Source organism: Arthrobacter sp. LT660, from assembly GCF_056172845.1.
The window spans coordinates 2632277-2650826 of the sequence record NZ_CM149651.1; the positions used below are offsets into that span (position 1 = coordinate 2632277).

Annotated in this window: 19 protein-coding genes; 11 read left to right on the forward strand and 8 right to left on the reverse strand. The window is 69.3% G+C overall.

What is annotated here, in order from left to right; translation table 11 throughout:
* Positions 1-158: 158 nt before the first annotated feature.
* Genes AC0QSG_RS12255 through AC0QSG_RS12265 form a run of 3 tightly spaced genes read left to right on the forward strand, consistent with a single transcriptional unit; the run spans position 159 to position 2252 of the window.
* Entirely contained in the window at positions 159-1034 is an 876-nt protein-coding gene (locus tag AC0QSG_RS12255) for a phosphotransferase family protein (protein ID WP_475375584.1), read from the forward strand.
* 32 nt (positions 1035-1066) lie between these two features.
* On the forward strand, positions 1067-1765 hold the full coding sequence (locus AC0QSG_RS12260; RefSeq protein ID WP_475375585.1) for a dienelactone hydrolase family protein: 699 nt from the start codon (positions 1067-1069) through the stop codon (positions 1763-1765).
* 55 nt (positions 1766-1820) lie between these two features.
* On the forward strand, positions 1821-2252 hold the full coding sequence (locus AC0QSG_RS12265) for a universal stress protein (RefSeq protein ID WP_475375586.1): 432 nt from the start codon (positions 1821-1823) through the stop codon (positions 2250-2252).
* A gap of 94 nt (positions 2253-2346) precedes the next feature.
* Here AC0QSG_RS12265 and AC0QSG_RS12270 read toward each other — a convergent pair whose 3' ends face one another.
* The gene (locus AC0QSG_RS12270) at positions 2347-2754 is read right to left on the reverse strand and encodes a DUF5997 family protein (protein ID WP_435727936.1); all 408 of its coding nucleotides are present in this window, start codon (positions 2752-2754) and stop codon (positions 2347-2349) included.
* Between the two features lie 35 nt (positions 2755-2789).
* On the opposite strand from AC0QSG_RS12270, the gene AC0QSG_RS12275 reads away from it, so the two are divergent.
* Positions 2790-3581: a substrate-binding domain-containing protein gene (locus tag AC0QSG_RS12275; protein ID WP_475375587.1), complete on the forward strand. Its 792-nt coding sequence runs from the start codon at positions 2790-2792 to the stop codon at positions 3579-3581.
* Between the two features lie 87 nt (positions 3582-3668).
* Here the strand turns inward: AC0QSG_RS12275 and AC0QSG_RS12280 are convergent, their stop codons facing one another.
* Positions 3669-5069, reverse strand: coding sequence for a GntP family permease (locus AC0QSG_RS12280; RefSeq protein WP_435727933.1), 1401 nt, complete (start codon positions 5067-5069; stop codon positions 3669-3671).
* 20 nt (positions 5070-5089) lie between these two features.
* Positions 5090-5617: a gluconokinase gene (locus AC0QSG_RS12285; protein ID WP_475375588.1), complete on the reverse strand. Its 528-nt coding sequence runs from the start codon at positions 5615-5617 to the stop codon at positions 5090-5092.
* Between the two features lie 128 nt (positions 5618-5745).
* On the opposite strand from AC0QSG_RS12285, the gene AC0QSG_RS12290 reads away from it, so the two are divergent.
* The gene (locus AC0QSG_RS12290; protein ID WP_475375589.1) at positions 5746-6465 is read left to right on the forward strand and encodes a FadR/GntR family transcriptional regulator; all 720 of its coding nucleotides are present in this window, start codon (positions 5746-5748) and stop codon (positions 6463-6465) included.
* A gap of 96 nt (positions 6466-6561) precedes the next feature.
* Here AC0QSG_RS12290 and AC0QSG_RS12295 read toward each other — a convergent pair whose 3' ends face one another.
* Together AC0QSG_RS12295 and AC0QSG_RS12300 are read right to left on the reverse strand one after the other, a co-directional pair.
* The gene (locus AC0QSG_RS12295; protein WP_435727927.1) at positions 6562-6708 is read right to left on the reverse strand and encodes an MFS transporter small subunit; all 147 of its coding nucleotides are present in this window, start codon (positions 6706-6708) and stop codon (positions 6562-6564) included.
* A gap of 1 nt (position 6709) precedes the next feature.
* Positions 6710-8098 (reverse strand): OFA family MFS transporter, encoded by a 1389-nt coding sequence (locus AC0QSG_RS12300; protein ID WP_475375590.1) that lies wholly within the window; start codon positions 8096-8098, stop codon positions 6710-6712.
* Positions 8099-8277: 179 nt separating this feature from the next.
* Here AC0QSG_RS12300 and AC0QSG_RS12305 point away from each other — a divergent pair, with 179 nt between their 5' ends.
* Positions 8278-9576 (forward strand): carboxylate--amine ligase, encoded by a 1299-nt coding sequence (locus AC0QSG_RS12305; protein WP_475375591.1) that lies wholly within the window; start codon positions 8278-8280, stop codon positions 9574-9576.
* Between the two features lie 68 nt (positions 9577-9644).
* Here the strand turns inward: AC0QSG_RS12305 and AC0QSG_RS12310 are convergent, their stop codons facing one another.
* A complete protein-coding gene (locus AC0QSG_RS12310) occupies positions 9645-11615 on the reverse strand; it encodes an HNH endonuclease (RefSeq protein ID WP_475375592.1) in 1971 nt (656 codons plus the stop codon).
* Positions 11616-11833: 218 nt separating this feature from the next.
* Here AC0QSG_RS12310 and AC0QSG_RS12315 point away from each other — a divergent pair, with 218 nt between their 5' ends.
* The 5 genes from AC0QSG_RS12315 (at position 11834) to AC0QSG_RS12335 (ending at position 16201) form a co-directional block, all read left to right on the forward strand.
* On the forward strand, positions 11834-12676 hold the full coding sequence (locus tag AC0QSG_RS12315; RefSeq protein WP_475375593.1) for an enoyl-CoA hydratase/isomerase family protein: 843 nt from the start codon (positions 11834-11836) through the stop codon (positions 12674-12676).
* Positions 12677-12680: 4 nt separating this feature from the next.
* A complete protein-coding gene (locus AC0QSG_RS12320) occupies positions 12681-13502 on the forward strand; it encodes an alpha/beta hydrolase family protein (protein WP_475375594.1) in 822 nt (273 codons plus the stop codon).
* A 100-nt stretch (positions 13503-13602) separates the two neighbouring features.
* Positions 13603-14517 carry a carbohydrate kinase family protein gene (locus tag AC0QSG_RS12325; RefSeq protein WP_475375595.1) on the forward strand — a complete coding sequence of 305 codons (915 nt, stop codon included), beginning with the start codon at positions 13603-13605 and terminating at the stop codon, positions 14515-14517.
* An 18-nt stretch (positions 14518-14535) separates the two neighbouring features.
* A complete protein-coding gene (locus tag AC0QSG_RS12330) occupies positions 14536-15333 on the forward strand; it encodes an HAD family hydrolase (RefSeq protein WP_435728869.1) in 798 nt (265 codons plus the stop codon).
* Positions 15334-15358: 25 nt separating this feature from the next.
* Entirely contained in the window at positions 15359-16201 is an 843-nt protein-coding gene (locus AC0QSG_RS12335; RefSeq protein WP_475375596.1) for a glycerophosphodiester phosphodiesterase family protein, read from the forward strand.
* On the opposite strand, the gene AC0QSG_RS12340 is transcribed toward AC0QSG_RS12335, so the two are convergent.
* Positions 16198-17196 carry an aminoglycoside phosphotransferase family protein gene (locus AC0QSG_RS12340; RefSeq protein WP_475375597.1) on the reverse strand — a complete coding sequence of 333 codons (999 nt, stop codon included), beginning with the start codon at positions 17194-17196 and terminating at the stop codon, positions 16198-16200. The genes AC0QSG_RS12335 and AC0QSG_RS12340 overlap by 4 nt on opposite strands.
* 30 nt (positions 17197-17226) lie before the next feature.
* Positions 17227-18543, reverse strand: a complete 1317-nt coding sequence (locus AC0QSG_RS12345; RefSeq protein ID WP_475375598.1) for a uracil-xanthine permease family protein — start codon at positions 18541-18543, stop codon at positions 17227-17229.
* Positions 18544-18550: the final 7 nt, after the last annotated feature.

Below are 18550 nucleotides of genomic sequence, written 5' to 3' on the forward strand. Positions count from 1 at the left end.
TGCTGGACGCGTCCCAGGGTGGGACCCCGTGCACCTGCAGGAGGTCGCCCTGATCCCGTTGCTGGGACTGCCGCCCGCGACGTCCGGGTTGCTCGCCCGAGAGATCGCCGGGATGAGGGTTGGCGTCTAGCGGGCGCCTCCTTAAGTAGGGTCGAGGTATGGACCATGAAACGCGTTATGCGCGGCCGGACCAGACCCAGATGGCCCGTCTCGTCACCGACGTCCTGACGGAAGCCGGGGACCGGACGCCGCCCGTCGAATGGGAGTGGGTGGAGAGCGGTTCCGGCCATGTGTCGGTGCTCACCGATGCGGTGGCCTGCAGGATCGCACGGGATGGTAGGGCCCACGCCGAGCTTGAGCGCAGCCAGCGCTTGGTGGACAGTTTGCCCATGCTACCGTTCCGCGTGCCGCGCTCGGTTGGTTCCGTGGCCCGGCGGGACGGCCTGCTCGCCGTTGCCACGGAGAGAATCCGCGGAACCGTGCACCCTGTCGGCTCCGGGGACCCCCAAACGCTGCGGGCTCTCGTCGATGCGATCCACGACGTCGATATCGACCACGTTTCCGCGCACACGGCGACGCCGCACGCCTTCTGCGGAGGCGAGGACTGGGAAACGGTCCTGCGGGAGCTCGTTGTGCCGCGACTCCCGAGCGCACTGCGTCAGATCGGTCGGCGCATCGTCGCGGACCTGGCCGCCCTCGAGCCTCCCGCCAGGGTCCTAAACCACGGCGACTTGGCGGGCTGGAACGTCCTATGGAGCGGCGACAGCGTGGCTGGCGTCCTTGACTGGGACCTCGCGAGCCGCGACGATCCGGCCGATGATATAGCCAGTCTCGCCGACTGGCACGGCTGGCAGGTTGCGCCCCACCTCGCAGACAAGTCGACGATCCAACGAGCAAAGGTCATCAGCCAATCCTTTCCGCTCCAAACCATCGGCTTCGCCCTGACGAGAAATCGCCCGGCGGAGGAGTTGGAGCGGACCATCGGACGCGCGGCCGAGAGGATACGCCGCCGATCCGTATGCATAGACTGGTGATGTACGCGACATTCTACGACGAGGAGTGCTCAGTGGCAGAGAAGACCCCGCACCAGAACACGACGTTCGAGTCCGCCGGAGAACAGGCACACGGGTACCTGGCGCTGCCGGAATCCGGCACCGGTCCTGGAGTGATCGTCATCCAGGAGTGGTGGGGCCTGACCGACCACATCCGCGACGTGGCGGACCGTCTCGCGGCGGCCGGCTTCGTGGCCTTGGCGCCGGACCTCTACGGCGGCCGGATCACGCACGACGGCGACGAGGCGGGCGAGATGATGTCCAAGCTCCCGGCCGAGGAGGGCGCCCGCCTGCTGTCGGGGGCCGTGGACCACCTGCTGTACCTGGACGCCGTCACAGGTGACGCCGTCGGGGCCATCGGATTCTGCATGGGCGGGGGATTCGTCCTGTCGCTGGCCGCCCAACAGGGCGAACGCATCGCCGCCGCGGTGCCCTTCTACGGCGTCGGGCAGGGAGTCCCCGACACCTACACCGGCGTCACGGCCGCGATCCAGGGCCACTACGCGGAGCAGGACGGGTTCTACCCCGTCGAAAAGGCCCGCGAGCAGGAGGCGCAGATCCGCCGCGAATCCGCCGCCGACGTCGTCTTCCACTACTACGACGCTCCCCACGCCTTCCACAACGACGGCAACCCGCAGGGCAACTACCGCCCGGAGGCCGCCAACCTGGCCTGGGGACAGGCCGTGGAATTCCTCTCCCAGCGCCTCGCGTAGCGCAGACCAACCCACCGCGCGGGCCGTTCGGCGCGCACCCCGATAAGGAGTAAACATGTCAGGAACAGTCATCGTCGGCGTCGACGGAAGCGACACGTCATTCAAGGCCGCGACGCGGGCCGCCACCATCGCGGCCGGTCTCGGCGCGGACCTGTCCGTCGTCACGGCGCACGCCAAGGACAACACCGAGGTGGTCAAGATCGGCAGCGACACGTGGATCCTGGACGACGCCGAGCAGGCCAAGAAGCTCGCCGAGAAGGCCGCCTCGCAGCTCCGCCAGGTGGTGCCGGGGGCCACGATCAGCTCGGTCGCCGTGAAGGGCAAGCCGCAGGACGCGCTCGTCGAGGAGGCCACCCGCTCCAACGCCCAGCTGATCGTGGTCGGCAACGTGGGGATGAAAGGCCTCGGACGCGTGCTCGGCAGCGTCGCGAGCAGCGTGGCCCACGCGGCGCCCTGCGACGTCTACATCGTCAAGACCGCCGGATAGCTTCCGCGGTTCTCACCTGAAAAACCGAATAGCCCGCCGACTCCTGTGGAAGTCGGCGGGCTTTCCCGTATGCGTGTGTGGCCGTGGGGACCCGTTAGGCGTCCTTCTGGGCCTTCGCCGCCTTCTCGGCCTTGGCCGCCGCGGCCTCGCGGACGCGTGTCTCCTCGGCGCGGACGGCCGCCATGTTGGAGCGCTCCTCCTGGAGCCATTCGGGACGGTCGGCCAGCAACGCCTCGATCTCGGTGGTGGTCAGCGCCTCCGTGACACCGCCGCGCGCCAGTCCCGAGATGGTGACGTTGAGCTTCTGCGCGACGACCGGCCGCGGGTGCGGACCGTTCTGGCGCAGGTCAACAAGCCACTGTGGCGGCTCGTTCATCATCTCGTTGAGCGCGTCCCGGCTCACGGGATTCTCCTGGAACTCCGCAGGCGCACCCGGGAGGTAGATGCCGAGCTTCTTCGCGGCGGTCGCCGGCTTCATGGTCTGCGGGGTCTTCTGCGTCATCCCCCCAGACTACCGGTAACGGTAGGCTGGGCCGGGTGTCAGAACTGAAGATCGCGTACGTTCCCGGAGTCACCCCCGGTAAATGGCTGGACCGCTGGCAGGAGCGCTACCCGGACGCCCCCGTTCAGGCCGCGCTGCACGACGCCGGCGCCCCCCTCGCCCTGCTGTCGGACGGGGCGGCGGACCTGGTGTTCGTCCGGTTCCCGGATGGCCAGTCGCCGGCTGACTCCCGCACCCATGTCATTTCCCTCTACGAGGAGCTCCCGGTGGTCTGCGCCCCGCGCGAGCACGAAGTCGAGCTCTACGACGACGCCGTGCCCTTGGCCGACCTCTCCAACGAGACCTTCCTCGACCTCGCCGACTACCCGAACGACGTCGGCGGGACGGCCATGGCCATGGAGGTCGTCGGGACCGGGGCCGGCCTGCTGGTGCTCCCGATGTCCCTCGCACGGATGTATCAGCGCAAGGACGTGGTCAGCCGCGAGGTGCTGGGCGTCGAATCGACCCGGATCGGCCTCGCCTGGAGCCGGCCGCAGGGCGACGATCCGGAGAACCCGTTGATCGAGGAGTTCGTGGGGATTGTCCGGGGACGGGCCGCCCACTCCTCCCGCCAGCCGTCCGTGCAGGAACGCCAGCAGCAGGACGCCGCCAAGGCGCTGAAGAAGCGCCAGTCCGGACCCTCGCGTGCCGGAGCGGCGGCGGGTTCGGGCAAGGGCGGCAAGACTTCGAAGACCGGCAAGTCCGGCGGCGGCAAGGGTGCGCCCAAGTCCGGGGGACGCGGGGGCCGCGGCGGGAAGTCCGGCGGGGCGGGCCGCGGAAAGCGCTAGCCCCGACCCCGGAAAGCAGTACGACGCCGGAGGCCCGCCCCCACGGGACGGGCCTCCGGCGTCGTACTGCCGCTTGAAATGCGGGAACTAGCCGATCGAGGCGACCGCGAAGATGCCCGCGGCGAGGACGAACGCCATGACGCCGATGAGCGTCTCCAGGACGGTCCACGTCTTCAGGGTGGTCTTGACGTCCATGTCGAAGAAGCGGCCGACCAGCCAGAAGCCGGAGTCGTTCACGTGGGAGACGATGACCGAGCCCGCGGCGACCGCGATGACCATGGTGGCCAGCTGGATGTCGTTGAGGCCGGCGGAGGCAACGGCGGTCGACAGCAGGCCCGCGGCGGTGGTGAGCGCGACGGTGGCCGAACCCTGGGCGATGCGGAGGATGCCGGAGATCAGGAACCCGGCGACGATGAGCGGCACGCCAAGGTCGCCCAGGACGTCGGCTAGCGCATCGCCGATGCCGGAGGTGCGCAGGACGCCGCCGAACATTCCGCCGGCGCCGGTGATCAGGATGACCGAGCAGACCGGGCCGAGCGCCTTCTCCATGATCTGTTCGATCGCGGAGGACTCCATCCCGCGACGCCGGCCGAGGACGAACGCTGCGACGAACAGGGAGATCAACAGCGCGACGGGCGTCTCGCCGATGGCGCGGAGGAACTGGAACCACGTGGCTTCGGACGTACCCTCGGCGAGGGCGCCCGAGGAAGCGAGGGTGTTCAGGCCGGTGTTCAGGAAAATCAGGACCAGCGGGAGCAGGAGGACGGAGGCCACGGCGCCGAACTTCGGCGGGTTCGCCTCGTGCTCGGCGTCGGCCTGGCCGAGGAGCGACGGGATGGGAAGGTCCCACTTCTTGCCGGCCCAGATGCCGAAGAGGTAGCTGGTGACGTACCAGGTGGGAATCGCGACGACGAGTCCGATGAGCAGGACGAAACCCACGTTGGCGCCGAAGAACTCGCTGGCCGCGACGGGCCCGGGGTGCGGCGGAACGAAGATGTGCATCACCGAGAACGCGCCGGCGGCCGGGAGCCCGTAGAGGAGCACCGACCCGCCTAGGCGCCGTCCGACGGCGAAGATGACCGGCAGCATGACCACGAGGCCGGCGTCGAAGAAGATCGGGAAGCCGAAGATCAGGGACGCGACACCAAGCGCGAACGGTGCGCGTTTTTCGCCGAAGATGCCGATCAGGCGATCGGCGAGCACCTTGGCGCCACCGGACGTCTCGACGAGGCGGCCGAGCATGGCGCCGAGGCCCACGAGGAGCGCGACGCTGGCCAGGGTCGAGCCGAACCCGCCGGTCAGCACGGAGACGACGTTGCCTGCGGGGATGCCGGTGGCGAACGCGGTCAGCAGACTGACCAGGATCAGCGCGAGGAACGCGTGCATGTGCATTTTGATGATGAGGAACAGCAGAAGCAGGATGGCTGCGGCGGCGATGCCGAGAAGGGGTCCTGCGCCCAGGGTCTGGGTCCAGCCTTCGATGGTCATGTTTTCTCCGGGGTTGGGGGTTAAGGGTGGCCGATGCCCGCGAGCGCGCGGGCGGCCAAATTGTCGGGCGTGGTGTCGTTGACCAGCGTCAGCCCGCCTTCGTCCGGCTCCAGGGGTTCGAGCGTCTGGAGCTGGCTGGGCAGGAGCGAAGCGGGCATGAAGTGCCCCGCACGCTGACCCATGCGGTCAGCCAAGGTGGTCGGATCCGCCGTGACATGGACGAAGAGCACGACGCCGGATGCCTGGCGCAGCAGGTCGCGGTACTCGCGCTTCAGGGCCGAGCAGGTGACGACGCTGCCGTGTCCGGCATTCGCGCTGGTTTCCATCCAGCCGCGGATGGTTTCCAGCCACGGCCAGCGGTCGGCGTCCGTGAGGGGGATTCCGGCGGCCATTTTGCGGACGTTGGCCTCGGGGTGGAATTCGTCGGCCTCCGCCACCGGGTAGCCGAGGCTGCCACCAAGAAGTTGCGCCAGGGTCGTTTTCCCGGATCCGGACACGCCCATCACCACCACGTGGGTGCTGGGCGTGCGCGCTTGTTCGGTGTCCATATGTGCTCCTGGAAGGACGTCGCTGGCCTCGTGCATGTGTGCTGCGCTACAAAAGATAGCACCTTTGATTCTGTAAAGGTAGTATCTAATTGAGGCTTTTTCGCTCCGCGTTGCCTACTATGTGGATTATGAACAGGCCAACCGGGGCAAAGGTGCTTCAGGAACCCATCATCGAGACCCTTGGGCGCGAGATTGTCGGCGGCGAGCTGCCCGCGGGTGAACGCCTGACACTGGAACGCCTCCAGGAGCGGTTCGGGGTATCGCGCACGGTGATGCGGGACTGCATGCGGGTGCTTGAGTCCCTCCGCCTGGTCTATCCCAAGCGCCGGTTGGGCCTTGTGGTGCAGGAGTCCCGCTTCTGGAATCCGATGGACCCGCGCATCATCCGGTGGCGGCTGGCCGGCCCAGGGCGCGACCGCCAGTACGCCGAACTGACCGAATTGCGCATAGCGGTGGAGCCGATCGCCGCCGCGGGGGCCGCCGAACGGGCGTCCGATGGGGCGCGGGCGGAGATGGTGGCTCTTGCCGCGGACCTGCGCCGGCATGGTGAGGCCGGCGAACTCGAGGCCTTCCTCGCGGCGGACATCGCCTTCCACTCGCTCCTGTTGGAGTCCAGCGGCAACGCGATGTTCGCCTCGCTGCGGTCCGTGGTCGCGGAGGTCCTCTCGGGCCGCACGCAACAGGGGCTCATGCCCTTCCGGCCACATTCCGAGGCGTTGGACGAGCACGAGGCCGTGGCGGCTTCCATCGCCGCGGGAGACCGCGTCGCCGCCGAAGCGCATATGCAGGTCCTGGTGGACGAGGTCCGCCATGCGCTGGAGAAGGACCTCGACGGGGGAGCGGGTTAACTCCGCCCCGGGAAGAACCAAGGAGGGCCCATCAATAAGGCGGCCGTCCGGGCGCCGATGCGCACCGAACGGCCGAGCCTCATGGAGCGGTTGGTGCTACTGGAACAGTTGGGCCACCCGCGTGAGTGTCTGGACGATGCCGTAGAGAAGGGGAACTCCGACCAGCAGCCATCCGACGGCGAGTCTGCCGACCGCCGGTTTGGTTCGGACGTCGTGTGCTTGCGGTTGCCTGGCCGTGGCCATGTCAGGACTCCTTCGCGTAATCGTGGGTGGTGTTCTTGTCCGGTTCATGGTGTTTCGAATCCACCGGCTTGATCAGCAGGTTGGCCACGAAACCGACAGCCAGGAGCGTCACCATGGTCAGCAAGACCGGCTGATAGTTCTGCGCCATCAGGGTTCCCGGTTTGCCCTGGGCGTCCAGCATTCCGTTGACGATCATGGGACCTGCGATGCCGGCGGCGGACCAGGCGGTCAACAGTCGGCCGTGGATGGCGCCGACCTGGAACGTGCCGAACAGGTCCTTGAGGTAGGCGGGCGCGGTGGCGAATCCGCCGCCGTAGAAGCTGATGATGACAAAGGCGAACAGGATGAACAGGAGCGTCGAGCTGCCGCCGAACAGCGATAGCACCAGGTAGAGCACGGCTCCCACGCCGAGGTAGACCATGTAGATGTTTTTCCGCCCGATTAGGTCGGACGTGCTGGACCAGATGAAACGGCCAGCCATGTTGCCGATGGACAGCAGGCCCACGAAACCGCCGGCGACCGCAGCGTTCAGCGCGGAATTGCCGTCAGAAGTGCGGAAGAAGTCTTGGATCATCGGGGACGCCTGCTCCAGGATGCCGATACCCGCTGTCACGTTCAGGAAGAGTACGGTCCACAACAGCCAGAATTGCCGCGTCTTGATGGCGTTTGAGGCAGAGACGTGGTTCTTCGTCACGAGTTCGGAGTGCTTGGTCATCGACGGGTCCCAGCCGTTCGGGCGCCAGCCCTCCGCCGGAACACGGATGCTGAAGACGCCGTACATCATGACCACGAAGTAGGCGATGCCTAGCGTCAAGAACAACCGCCCGACGGCGTCGCCACTGGCGATCCAGCCTTCCGCGCCGGAGTTCGGGTCGAACGTCCGCAGAAGCTGTGTGGACAGCGGGGAAGCGATCAAGGCACCGCCACCGAAGCCCATGATCGCCATGCCGGTGGCCATACCGGGGCGGTCGGGAAACCACTTGATGAGGGTGGATACCGGCGAGATGTAGCCGATGCCGAGGCCGATTCCTCCAAGGAATCCATATCCGAGGTACACCAGCCAGAGTTGTTCAGTGAAGATTCCGGCGGCACCTACGAGGAAGCCAGCGCTCCAGAAGGAGGCGGCCGTGAACATCGCCATGCGCGGTCCGCTCCGTTCGACCCAGGTGCCCATGATGGCGGCGGACAGTCCCAGCATCACGATGGCGATCGAGAAGATGACCCCGATCGCCGTCTGGCTGGTCTCAAAGTGCTCCACGAGCGAGATCTTGTAGACGCTGGTCGCATAGGCCTGGCCGATGCACAGGTGGACGGCCAGCGCGGCCGGGGGAATCAGCCAGCGGTTGAACCCCGGGGGTGCGATGGAATGCGATCTGTCGAGCCAGCGCATGGTGCCTCCTGCTGCGTTTGCGCGAAGACGGCCGCGCTGATGCGCGGCCGTTGGTTGCCTCCAGCCATTGTGTTACGGATCATGCCGCTTGCATAGCTTTAAGTTGGCGGCGCCAAATCGTCCGGCGATGCCCGCGCCGAAATCGCTCCCCGTGCGCGACGCCCATTAGGTTTGTTCTCATGCGCATTCCGGATTCACAGCCCTTTGTCCCGGTGATTCTGGGCGGTGACATCGGTACGTATTCGCTGGCCAGGGAGTTCCACGAGGCCTACGGTGCCGTCAGCGTTGCCGTTCCCGCCGGGTCCAACGGCGTCCTGGACCATTCCGTCGCGATCGATGTCCGTCCGGCCGGGACGATGGTGGACGACGCCGTCGTCGTGGCGCACCTCCTGGACGTTGCCCGGGAGCTGACCGGCGACGGCTCGCGGCCACGCCCTCTCTTGCTCTGCGGCTCGCTGGACCTGCAGGTCATGCTGATCACGCGGCATCGCAGGGCGCTCGGTGAGTTCTACACGATTCCCTACGTGTCGCTGGAGACGATGGAGCGTGCGGCGCTGAAGCAGAACTTCTACGCAATGTGCGCCGAGCTGGGTGTTCCGCATCCGCGAACGGTCTCCTACGACACCGCCTCGCACCCGCAGCCGCTGCCGGACGACCTGCCTTTCCCCCTGATCGGGAAGCCGGCGGACTCGTCGGCGTGGGTGCGCGCCAAGTTCGAGGGAAAGCAGAAGGTCCACACGATCAACAATCGTCTGGAGCTGGAAGACCTGTTGGCGCGGATTGCGGTGTCCGGGTATGCCGAGTCGTTCATACTTCAGGAGCTTGTTCCGGGCGGTGACACGAATATGCGTCTTTGCACATACTTTAGCGACCGGTCCGGGGCTGTCCGCTTTGCCGGCTACGGAGAGGTGGTCGTGGAGGAACACGCGCCGATCGTGCTCGGAAACTCCGCTGGCATCGTCACCGCCGTCGACAACGAGGTCATCGATCACGGGCGGCGCATTTTGGAGCACCTTGGGTGGACCGGGTTCGCGATGTTCGATGCCAAGCTGGACCCGCGCGACGGAGAAGTGAAATTCTTCGAGCTCAATCCCCGGCTGGGAAGAAACCATTATTACTTGACCGCCGCCGGTCATAACGCGTCCCGGTTCTACGTTCGCGAATACCTTGGAGTGGAGTACGACACCGCCGCTCGCGACACTGACTCCGCCGTGACGCCGGAAGGCTCGACGCAGGGGAGTGCCAGCATGGCGATCGTCCGCGAGGAGGTGCTGTGTACCGTGCTTCCTTTGGCGCTGCTTCGGCGTCATCTGCGCGGTCCTGTGGGGGAAAAGGCAGACCGGCTGATGAAGAACGGTCGAGTTGCCAACCCCCTGCGCTACAAGGCCGAGCGGCATCCGCGCCGGTTGCTCTACATAGCGCTGAGCGCCGTCAACCAGTTTCGCAAGTTCCGCCAGTACCCGCCGCGCGAAGGATAGGCGGCATCCCCTTCTCGGTTCGACGTCCCTCCGCATTGACTCCCGCCTCGTCTCACGCTGCCCCGTGACTATGCGGTTTTGCGTGGTTTGAGGTGTTGGAGGAGTCGTGTTCTGCGGTGTTGGCCGCGGTATTCGATGAGTTCCCCTGCGGGCTGCCGGGGGGCCGGGGTGCCCGGGAGGGCCGGTGCTGTGGAGGTGTAGGTGTGGCCGGTGGGCGTGGTGGTTTGGACGGTGTGCCGGATGCCGGGGACGGGGATCACGGACCAGCCGGGGGCTTCTTTGGCGTAGTTGCATTCTTCGCAGAGCGCTTGGGAGTTCTCCAGGGTGGTGGGTCCGCCGGCGGCGGCGGGGACGATGTGGTCGTGGTGGCGGAAGGGGGCGTCGCACCAGGGGTTGGAGCAGTCCTGGTCGCGGGCGGCGACCATGCGGCGCATCCCGGCGGGGAAGATCCGCGCCCGGGAGTCCATCGCCTGCAGCTGTCCGGTGGTGGGGTGGGTGTAGAGCCGGCGCAGCCACACCATCGACCCCGGTGGCGGGGCGGGTTGGATGTCGTTCGGCGGAGACCAGGTGACGGTCCCCTGCTCGGGATCCGGTTCTCGGGCCGGTCCGGGATCTGGTTGGCGGTGGAACGCCGTTCCCGGCCGGGCCGCCGTGCCACCGGTCTCGGGGATGGCGCCTCCGGCGGCATCGGCGGCGTCGGGGTCGTCCGTGTCTGGCGTTTTCTTGGGGTGGAGGCGGATGAGGTCGCGGGCGTGTTGGGCGGGGATGGTTCCGTAGCCGTTCAGGTGCGCCGGTTCGGCGTCGGCCTGGAACAGGGCCCGGTCGGTCATGACGAGTTGGACCTGGACGTCGATGCCGTCGGCGACGGCCTTGCCGGTGGCGCGTTCGTAGAAGGTGTCCGCCATCCTCTGGCCCTGCCCGCGGGGGTCCCCGGCGGCGCGGAGCCGGTCCGCCTCCTTCGTGAGGGCGGCCCGGACGGCGACGCCTTGGGCGACCGGCAGCAGGGCGGTGACGTAGACCATCGTCTCCGGCGCGGGACGGAAGGTGACGCGGCGTTCGCCTTCGGCCTTGCGCGAGCGCTTCACGACCGCGGCCGGGTCGGCCGCGATGGCGATGGCCCTGGCCTTGTTCCGCAGGGCCTTGTCCCCGATGCCTTCGAGCAGGTCCGGGTCCGCGCAGAGTTCTTCGTCGACCGCGGCGCGGTCCTGAACGGACAGGCACGCGGTCTCGCGCACCAGCACCGTGGCCCGCCACTCGCTCAACGCCCCGGTCTCCAACGCGGCCAGGGTGTGGGGCATCTCCGCCACCAGGGCCTTGCCCAGGGCCAGGTGCGCGGCGCCCTGGTGCGGGGACTCCCGCCGGGCCAACCCGATCTGGTGCCCGATCCCGTCCCCGCGCCTGTCCGCCGGGATCCCGGCGTCCGCGCGGGCGGAGCGCATCGAGGCGTCCAGCCCCGCGGCCAGGCGGGCCTGCGCCGCGCACACCGCGGACTTCACGACCTCCAGCCCCCGGATCAGATCCACCACCGCCGCATCCGAACGATCCGCGGTCCCCCGCCGACGGATCACCGTCCCATCCGACACATACGAACCCCCACCCCGTTCGGCTGGCCGCGAAGGAACGGTAGGGCCGCCGGTGCCGGCGGTGCCGGCGGGATCAGCCGGTAACCCGCTGGAGCCTTCGCCGCGATCGGCGCGCGAGGGCCGGCCGGCGGAATCCCCAGCGGCGGACTCCGCCACCAGATCCGCATACCGCATCCCGCCCAGATACTCCGCCACCGCACCCACCGCCGCCAGCTCCGCCGCGAAACCACCCGGCCCGCCGGAGGCGCCGCTCACGCCCGGGGAACCGGCGATCTGAGCGCCGACGTTCCGCGGATCCACGACGGGCGGCGGAACCTTCGCGGGCCCCGGCGCAATCTCTCGCTCGGCACCCGGATCGGCGCCTGCCTCGCCACCTGACCCGGTACCTGGCCCCGCACCCGGCCCGACGCCCCGCTGGGGGCCCGGCTCCGGCGTCGGCTGCTGTTCCTTGGACATGACTCCACGGTACCGACCGCCACCGACAAAATGGGAACAACCCTTCGAACGGGGAAAAGATTCCCATACCGGCACCCGTGGAGGACGAGTCAGCCGCGTCATCGGCTGGCACCCGCCACACGACGACACATCGCCGCCAGCCCTCAGGCGTCAACCTCAGCAGTCAACCTCAGCGGTCGCCAACCCGGCCTCGCCCCTCGGCCCACGAGGGATCTGGCATGCTTGGGCAAAACGACGTCGACGAAGGAGCAGATATGGACTGGGGCACTTACGAGACATTGCGCGCGGAGGTCCAAGGGCCAGCGCTGGTCGTCACCCTCGACCGTCCGGAGGCGATGAACGCCCTCGCCGGACAAATGGTCGACGACCTGCTGGACCTGACGCGAACCCTGCAATCCGTTGGACGCGACGGTGACTGGCCGGTCCGCGGCGTCGTGCTGACGGGCGCGGGCAAGGCTTTCGTCGCCGGTGCGGACATCCGCGAGATGTCGGGGATGAATGCCGAGGCTGCCGAGGCCTACGGCAGGCGCATGCACGAGGTCACCCTGCGGCTGGAATCCCTCCCGGTTCCCGTCGTCGCGGCGGTCAACGGCTTCGCGCTCGGCGGTGGTTGCGAACTCGCCATGGCGTGCGACTTCATCTACGCCTCCGCGAACGCCAGCTTCGGCCAGCCCGAGGTCAATCTCGGCCTCGTGCCCGGCTTCGGAGGCTCCGTGCGACTGCAGCAGCGCGTCGGGGTGGGCCAGGCACGGGAACTGATTTTCACGGGCCGCCGGATCAAGGCGGACGAGGCGCTGAGGATCGGGCTGGCCAACGCGGTCTTCGCGGATCCCGCCGAACTACTCGAGGCTGCCCTGGCGACCATCGCGGAGATCGCCGCGGAGTCCCCCACGGCCGTCGCGAACGCCAAGACGGCCATGGGCGCGGCCTACGGGCTACCCGTCAAGGAGGGGCTCGACGTCGAGGCACTGAGCTTCCACACGGCCTTCACCACCGAGGACTCCAGGGTGGGGCGCGCAGCGTTTCTCGCCAAGGAGACGCCGGACTTCCCGGGGCGGTAACCCCATGGAAGACGGCGGCGGAGCCGACGTCGTGCCCGCCGCGTCCGCCACCACGACGCACCGCTACGGCCCCGCGCCCAGCCAGTACGCCGAACTGACGATGCCCGCCCGGCGCACCCGCCCCGGCGTCGTGGTGGTGGTGCACGGCGGCTATTGGCGCGCCGAGTACGGAGCCGAACTCGGGCGGCCCCTGGCCGCGGACCTGGCGGCGCGCGGGTGGGCGGTCTGGAACCTGGAGTACCGCAGGACGGGCGGCGCCGGGAACGACGCCGGCGGGTGGCCCCACACTTTCGACGACGTCGCCGCCGGCCTGGATCTGCTGCCGGCCGTCATGGAGCGAGTCGCCGGGGAAACGGGCCCGGTCGTCGTCCTCGGACACTCCGCCGGGGGCCACTTGGGCGTCTGGGCGGCCGGACGCCACACGCTGCCCGCGGGCGCGCCGGGCGCGAATCCCGCCACGCCGATCGCCGGCGTCGTGAGCCAGGCCGGCGTCCTGGACATGTCGCTCGCCGAGCGGCTCGGGCTGAGCCACGGGGCGGCGCGGCTTCTCATGGGCGCCGATCCGTCCGCGGAGCCGGAGCGCTGGCGGTGGGCGGACCCTGTGGCGATGCTGCCGATCGGCGTGCCGGTGGTCGTCCTCCACGGGGACGACGACGAAGCCGTGCCCTTCGCGCTGGCCCGCTCCTACGCGGATGCCGCGGCGGCCGCCGGCGACCCGGTGCGGTTGGAGACCATGCCCGGGGACCATTTCACCCCCATCACCCCCTGGAGCGCCGCGTGGGAGGCCTGCGTTCGGGCGCTGGAGCGGCTGACGTGGACGGACTGAGGGGTATGTCGCACGGCGGAAGCACGGTTCCGTTGGTCGGATGGTCGTGGCGCACCGGTATATTGAGTGCACCGCGTCAACGCCGAGGTGAGGTTGAGTTGTGCTGACAGTCATTGGTGAGACCCTCGTGGACGTCCTGTCCGGAGGAATGTCCGCACCCCAAAGCTACGTGGGTGGAAGCCCCATGAACGTGGCCGTCGGCCTTGCCCGGCTCGGCCACCCCGTCACGTTCGTCGGGCGCTACGGGGACGACGAATACGGCCGCAAGATCCACGAACACCTGCGCGACAACTCGGTCCAGGAGGTCCTGCCGCCGGACGCGCACCCGACGAGCACCGCCCATGGCGTCCTGGACCCCGTCGGCGCCGCCACGTACGACTTCGACCTGGTGTGGGACCTGGCCGGCTTCGCCGCCGTCTCCGACCGCGCCCTCGACGACGCCCAACTGCTGCACACCGGATCGATCGCCATCATGGTGGAACCCGGCGCCACCACCGTCCTGGAGGCAGTCCGTCGCGCGCGCCCCCACGCGACCATCACCTTCGACCCGAACATCCGCCCCACCTTCGTGGAGGACCACTCCGCCGCGGTCGCGCAGGTGGAGCGGTTCGTCCAGCTCAGCGACGTGGTGCGCGCCAGCGACAGCGACCTCGAATGGCTGTATCCGGGCCGCAGCGTGGAGGACACCGCCGCGGCCTGGCTCGGGCTGGGGCCGGCGATGGTGGTCGCCACCTACGGATCCCGCGGACCCTGGGGGCTCGTCGCCGGAGGCCCGGCCAAGGCGGACGCGCCCGTCGTGGACGTGGTGGACAGCGTCGGCGCCGGGGACTCGTTCATGGCCGCGCTCGTCTCCGCGCTGGTGGACCGCGAACTGGTCGGAGCGTCCCGCCGCGACGCCCTGCACGCCCTCACGGCCGGACAGCTGGCGGAGATCCTCGCCTTCGCCGCCCGCGCCGCGGCCATCACCGTCTCGCGGGCCGGGGCCAATCCGCCCTTCCGCCACGAGATCCGCTAGCCTGCCCGGCGGCCCTCCATGCGCCTGATCGCCTGCGACCTCGACGGGACCATCCTCCACCCGGACAACACCATTTCCGCGAGGACCGTTGACGCCTTCCGCGCCGCGCGCGACGCCGGGGTGGAGGTCGTCTTCGTCACCGGACGCCCGTTCCGCTGGCTGGGTCCCGTGCAGGATGCGTTCGGGCACCTGGGCACGGTCATCTGCTCGAACGGGGCGTTGGTCTACGACCTCGAGGCGGAAACCGTCCTCGACGCCAAAACGGTCGACGGCGAGCTGGTCCGGGACACCCGCGCCCTGATCCTCGAGCTGGAGCCTGGCGCGCGGTTCGCCGCGGAGACCACTAGCAGCCTGTACCTGGAGCCCGGGTTCGTGGAGCCGTCCGAGGCCCGACTGCTCGACGGCGTCGTCCCCGGCGCGTTCCCCATGGACCGGCTTCGCGAGGAGGGCGTGGTGAAGTTCCTCGCCAAGTCGCGCGAGTACACCGCCGAGGAGTTCCTCGAGGCCGTCCACCCGGCGATCGGGCACCTGGTGTCCGTGACGCACTCCGCGCCGAACGTCGCCCTACTGGAGATGGCCCGGCGGGACGTCAACAAGGCGGCGTCGCTGGAGGTCTACGCCGCCGCGCTGGGGCTGGGCGCGGCCGACGTCGTCGCCTTCGGGGACATGCCGAACGACGTCGAAATGCTCGCCTGGGCGGGTCGCGGCTACGCCATGGGATCGGGGCACCCCCTGGCGAAGGCGGCGGCCCATTCGGTCGCGGAGACCCTGGAGAACGACGGCGTGGCGCGCGTCATCGAGGGGCTCCTGCGCTGACGCTCCGGCCGGTAGAGTCGGGACCGTGAGCACGCATGGGGGCGGCGTCCCGTATCTGCAGGTCTCCGGCGGGGATGCCCCGCGCGGCTGGCCGCTCGCGTTCGCCCACCGCGGGTACGCGCCCAACGGCGAGGAGAACACCATGGCGGCGTTCCGCGCCGCCGTCGAACTGGGCTTCGGCTACCTCGAGCTGGACGTGCGCACGACCCGCGACGGCGTCCCGATGGTCTGCCACGACGAGGAACTGGACCGCACCACGGACGGAACCGGACGCGTCGCCGACCGCACCCTGGCCGAACTGCGCGGGGTCCGCGTCGCGGGGCGCGAACCGATCCCCACCTTCGAGGAGTTGCTGGGCGAGTGGCCGGACATCCGGCTGAACGTCGACGTCAAGGACCGCGCCGGCGTCGTGCCCGTGGCCCGGATCATCGAGGACCACGGGGCCCACGCGCGGGTCATGCTCGCCTCGTTCTCCGACGCGCGGCGGCGGCAGTTGACGGCCGCCCTGGGCGAGCCGGTCGCGGCCAGCGGCGGATTGGCCACCGTGTCGCTGGTGACCCTGCTCGGACCCGTGGGGCTGTCGCGTCTGCTCCGCCGAAGGCTGCGCAGCATCGCCGCGCTGCAGGTGCCGGAACGGCACGGGCCGCTTCGTGTCGTGACGCCCGCGTTCGTCCGGCGGGCCCACGCGGCCGGCCTGCACGTCCACGTGTGGGTCGTGGACGATCCCGGGGACATGCGCCGGCTCCTGGACATGGGCGTGGACGGGTTGATGGCGGACCGCGCGGACCTGCTGGCGGAGGTCATGGCCGAGCGGGGCCAGTGGCCGCAGTACGGCGCGGGGGCCGGACCCAGCCGTCCGCCAAGCTAGCCGACGACCGGTTCGGCGAGCTCGGCGAGCGGGCGCAGGACCTGGTGCGCGTGCCGTTCGACGTCGGCCTCCGACGCCCCCGCGAGGATCCGCATCCAGGTCCCGTGCGACTGCATCTTTCCCGCGCGCAACGCGGGCTCGACGTACGGGCGCAGCTCCTCCACCGTCCCGTATTCCCGCCACTGCTCGAGGTAGGCCGTGACCACGCGGCGGATCCGCGGATCGTCGGGCGTGGCGCGCAGTTCCTCGCACATCACGCGGATGGGCACGCCGAGGCAGGAGAAGGGGTGGGCCCAGTAGGCGTCCGCGAGGTCGATGAACCGCAGCGGTTCGTCGGGGGTGACCGGGAGGAAGGCGTTGCCCCGGTGCAGGTCGTTGTGGTCCAGGGTCAGTGGCACGGGGCCGGAGGCCAGGAACGCGGTCATGTCTCCGATGTCGCCGAGCCGCGCGTTGAGGTACTCGGCGTCGCGGGCCGGGAGGTGCAGCGGGTGGTCCGGCGGCATGGACGCGTGCAGCATCAACTGGCCGTCGATGTAGCCGGGGAGCCCGGCGGGGTCGAGCTGGAGGAGTCCGGCGTCGAAGAGCGTGTCGCCGAACGGAACGAGGTCCTGCTGCAGCCGCGCGAAGTCCCGCACGATCCGGCCCCACAACTGGTAGTCCGTGGTGGGGACGGACAGGAGCGTCTCGCCGTAGTCCGGGGAGATCATCCAACCACGCACCGGTTCGATCGCCAGCGGCATCACGAGCTGGTCCGGCGCCAGGTTCGCGGCGGTGGAGGTCACGGTGACCTCGGCGAACTGGCCGGGGTTGTTCGCCTTGAAGTACAGGGTGCCGTGGTCGGTCGGAACGGTGATCCGGGTGGACCACAGGTCGATCGGTCCCTGGTCGGACGGTCCCGTCGCGCGCAGCGAGTACGAATCGAGCACCAGGGAGATCCACTCGCGGGCCTCGGCCCGCCAGTGCTCCGTTTCCCACTCCTCGTTCCAGTCCGCCACCCGGCAATCCTACCGGGGGCGGCCGGCCGCTCAACCGAGTTTGCTGGGTTCGGCGCCCTCGTCCTCGGGCGCGTCCGTCGGCTCGGTCCCGCGGGCCCGGGCGATGGTTCCCATGGCGTGGTAAATTGCCAGCGTCGCGGCCGTTCCCAGCGCGATCCCGCCGAACTGCATGCCGCCGACGGCGAGCGTGGGGTTGGCGATCGCGATGATCAGGCCCGCGCCGGCGGTCATCAGGTTGATCGGGTTGGAGAAGTTGACGCGGTTCTGGACCCAGAGCCGGGCGCCGATGATGCCGATCATGCCGTACAGCACAATCCCCGCGCCGCCGCTGACGCCCGCCGGGATGGTGTTGATGACCGCACCGAACTTGGGCAGGAACGCCACCAGGATGGCGACGGTTCCGGCCACCCAGTACGCGGCGGTCGAATACACGCGCGAGGACGCCATGACGCCGATGTTCTCCGCGTAGGTCGTGGTGCCCGAACCGCCGCCGAACCCGGCGAGGACCGTCGCGGCGCCGTCGGCCATGAGCGCGCGGCCGTTGACCCCGTCGAGGTTCCGTCCGGTCATCAGGCCCACCGTCTTCACATGGCCGATGTTCTCCGCCACCAGCACGAAGACGACCGGCAGGAACAGGGCGAGCACGTCGAAGTGGAAGGACGGAACGGCGAACGGCGGCAGCCCGAGCCAGCCGGCCTCGCCCACCGGCGCGAACGTCACCTGCCCCTGGGCGAGGGCCACGAGGTAGCCGACGACGATGCCCACGAGGATCGACAGCCGCCCCAGCAGTCCCCTGAACAGCACCGCGGACAGGACGATCGCGGCCACGGTGGTGAAGGTGGTCAGCGGCACCTCCTCCATGGCCGCCGTCGTCGTGGTGGCGAGGTTCAGGCCGATCAGCGCGACGATCGTGCCCATCACCACGGGCGGCATCATGGCGTGGATCCAGCCGGCGCCGGCCTTCTGCACCACCAGGCCCACCAGGAACAGCGCGACGCCGGCGAGGACGATCCCGCCCAGCGCGCCGCCCATGCCGTGCGCTCCCATGGCGGCCGCGACCGGCGCGATGAACGCGAACGACGATCCCAGGTAGCTGGGCACGCGGCCGGCGGTGACGATCAGGAACAGCAGGGTTCCGATGCCGGAGAACAGCAGCGTGGTGGTGACCGGGAAACCGGTGATGGTGGGCACCAGGACGGTGGCGCCGAACATGGCCATCACGTGCTGGACGCCGATGCCCGTGGTCTGGAACCAGTTCAGTCGCTCGTCGGGGGCGACGACGGTGCCGGGGCGGATGGTCTTGCCGTCGCCGTGCAGGGTCCAGCCGAAGCCGAGGGGGTTGCTCATGGTGCCT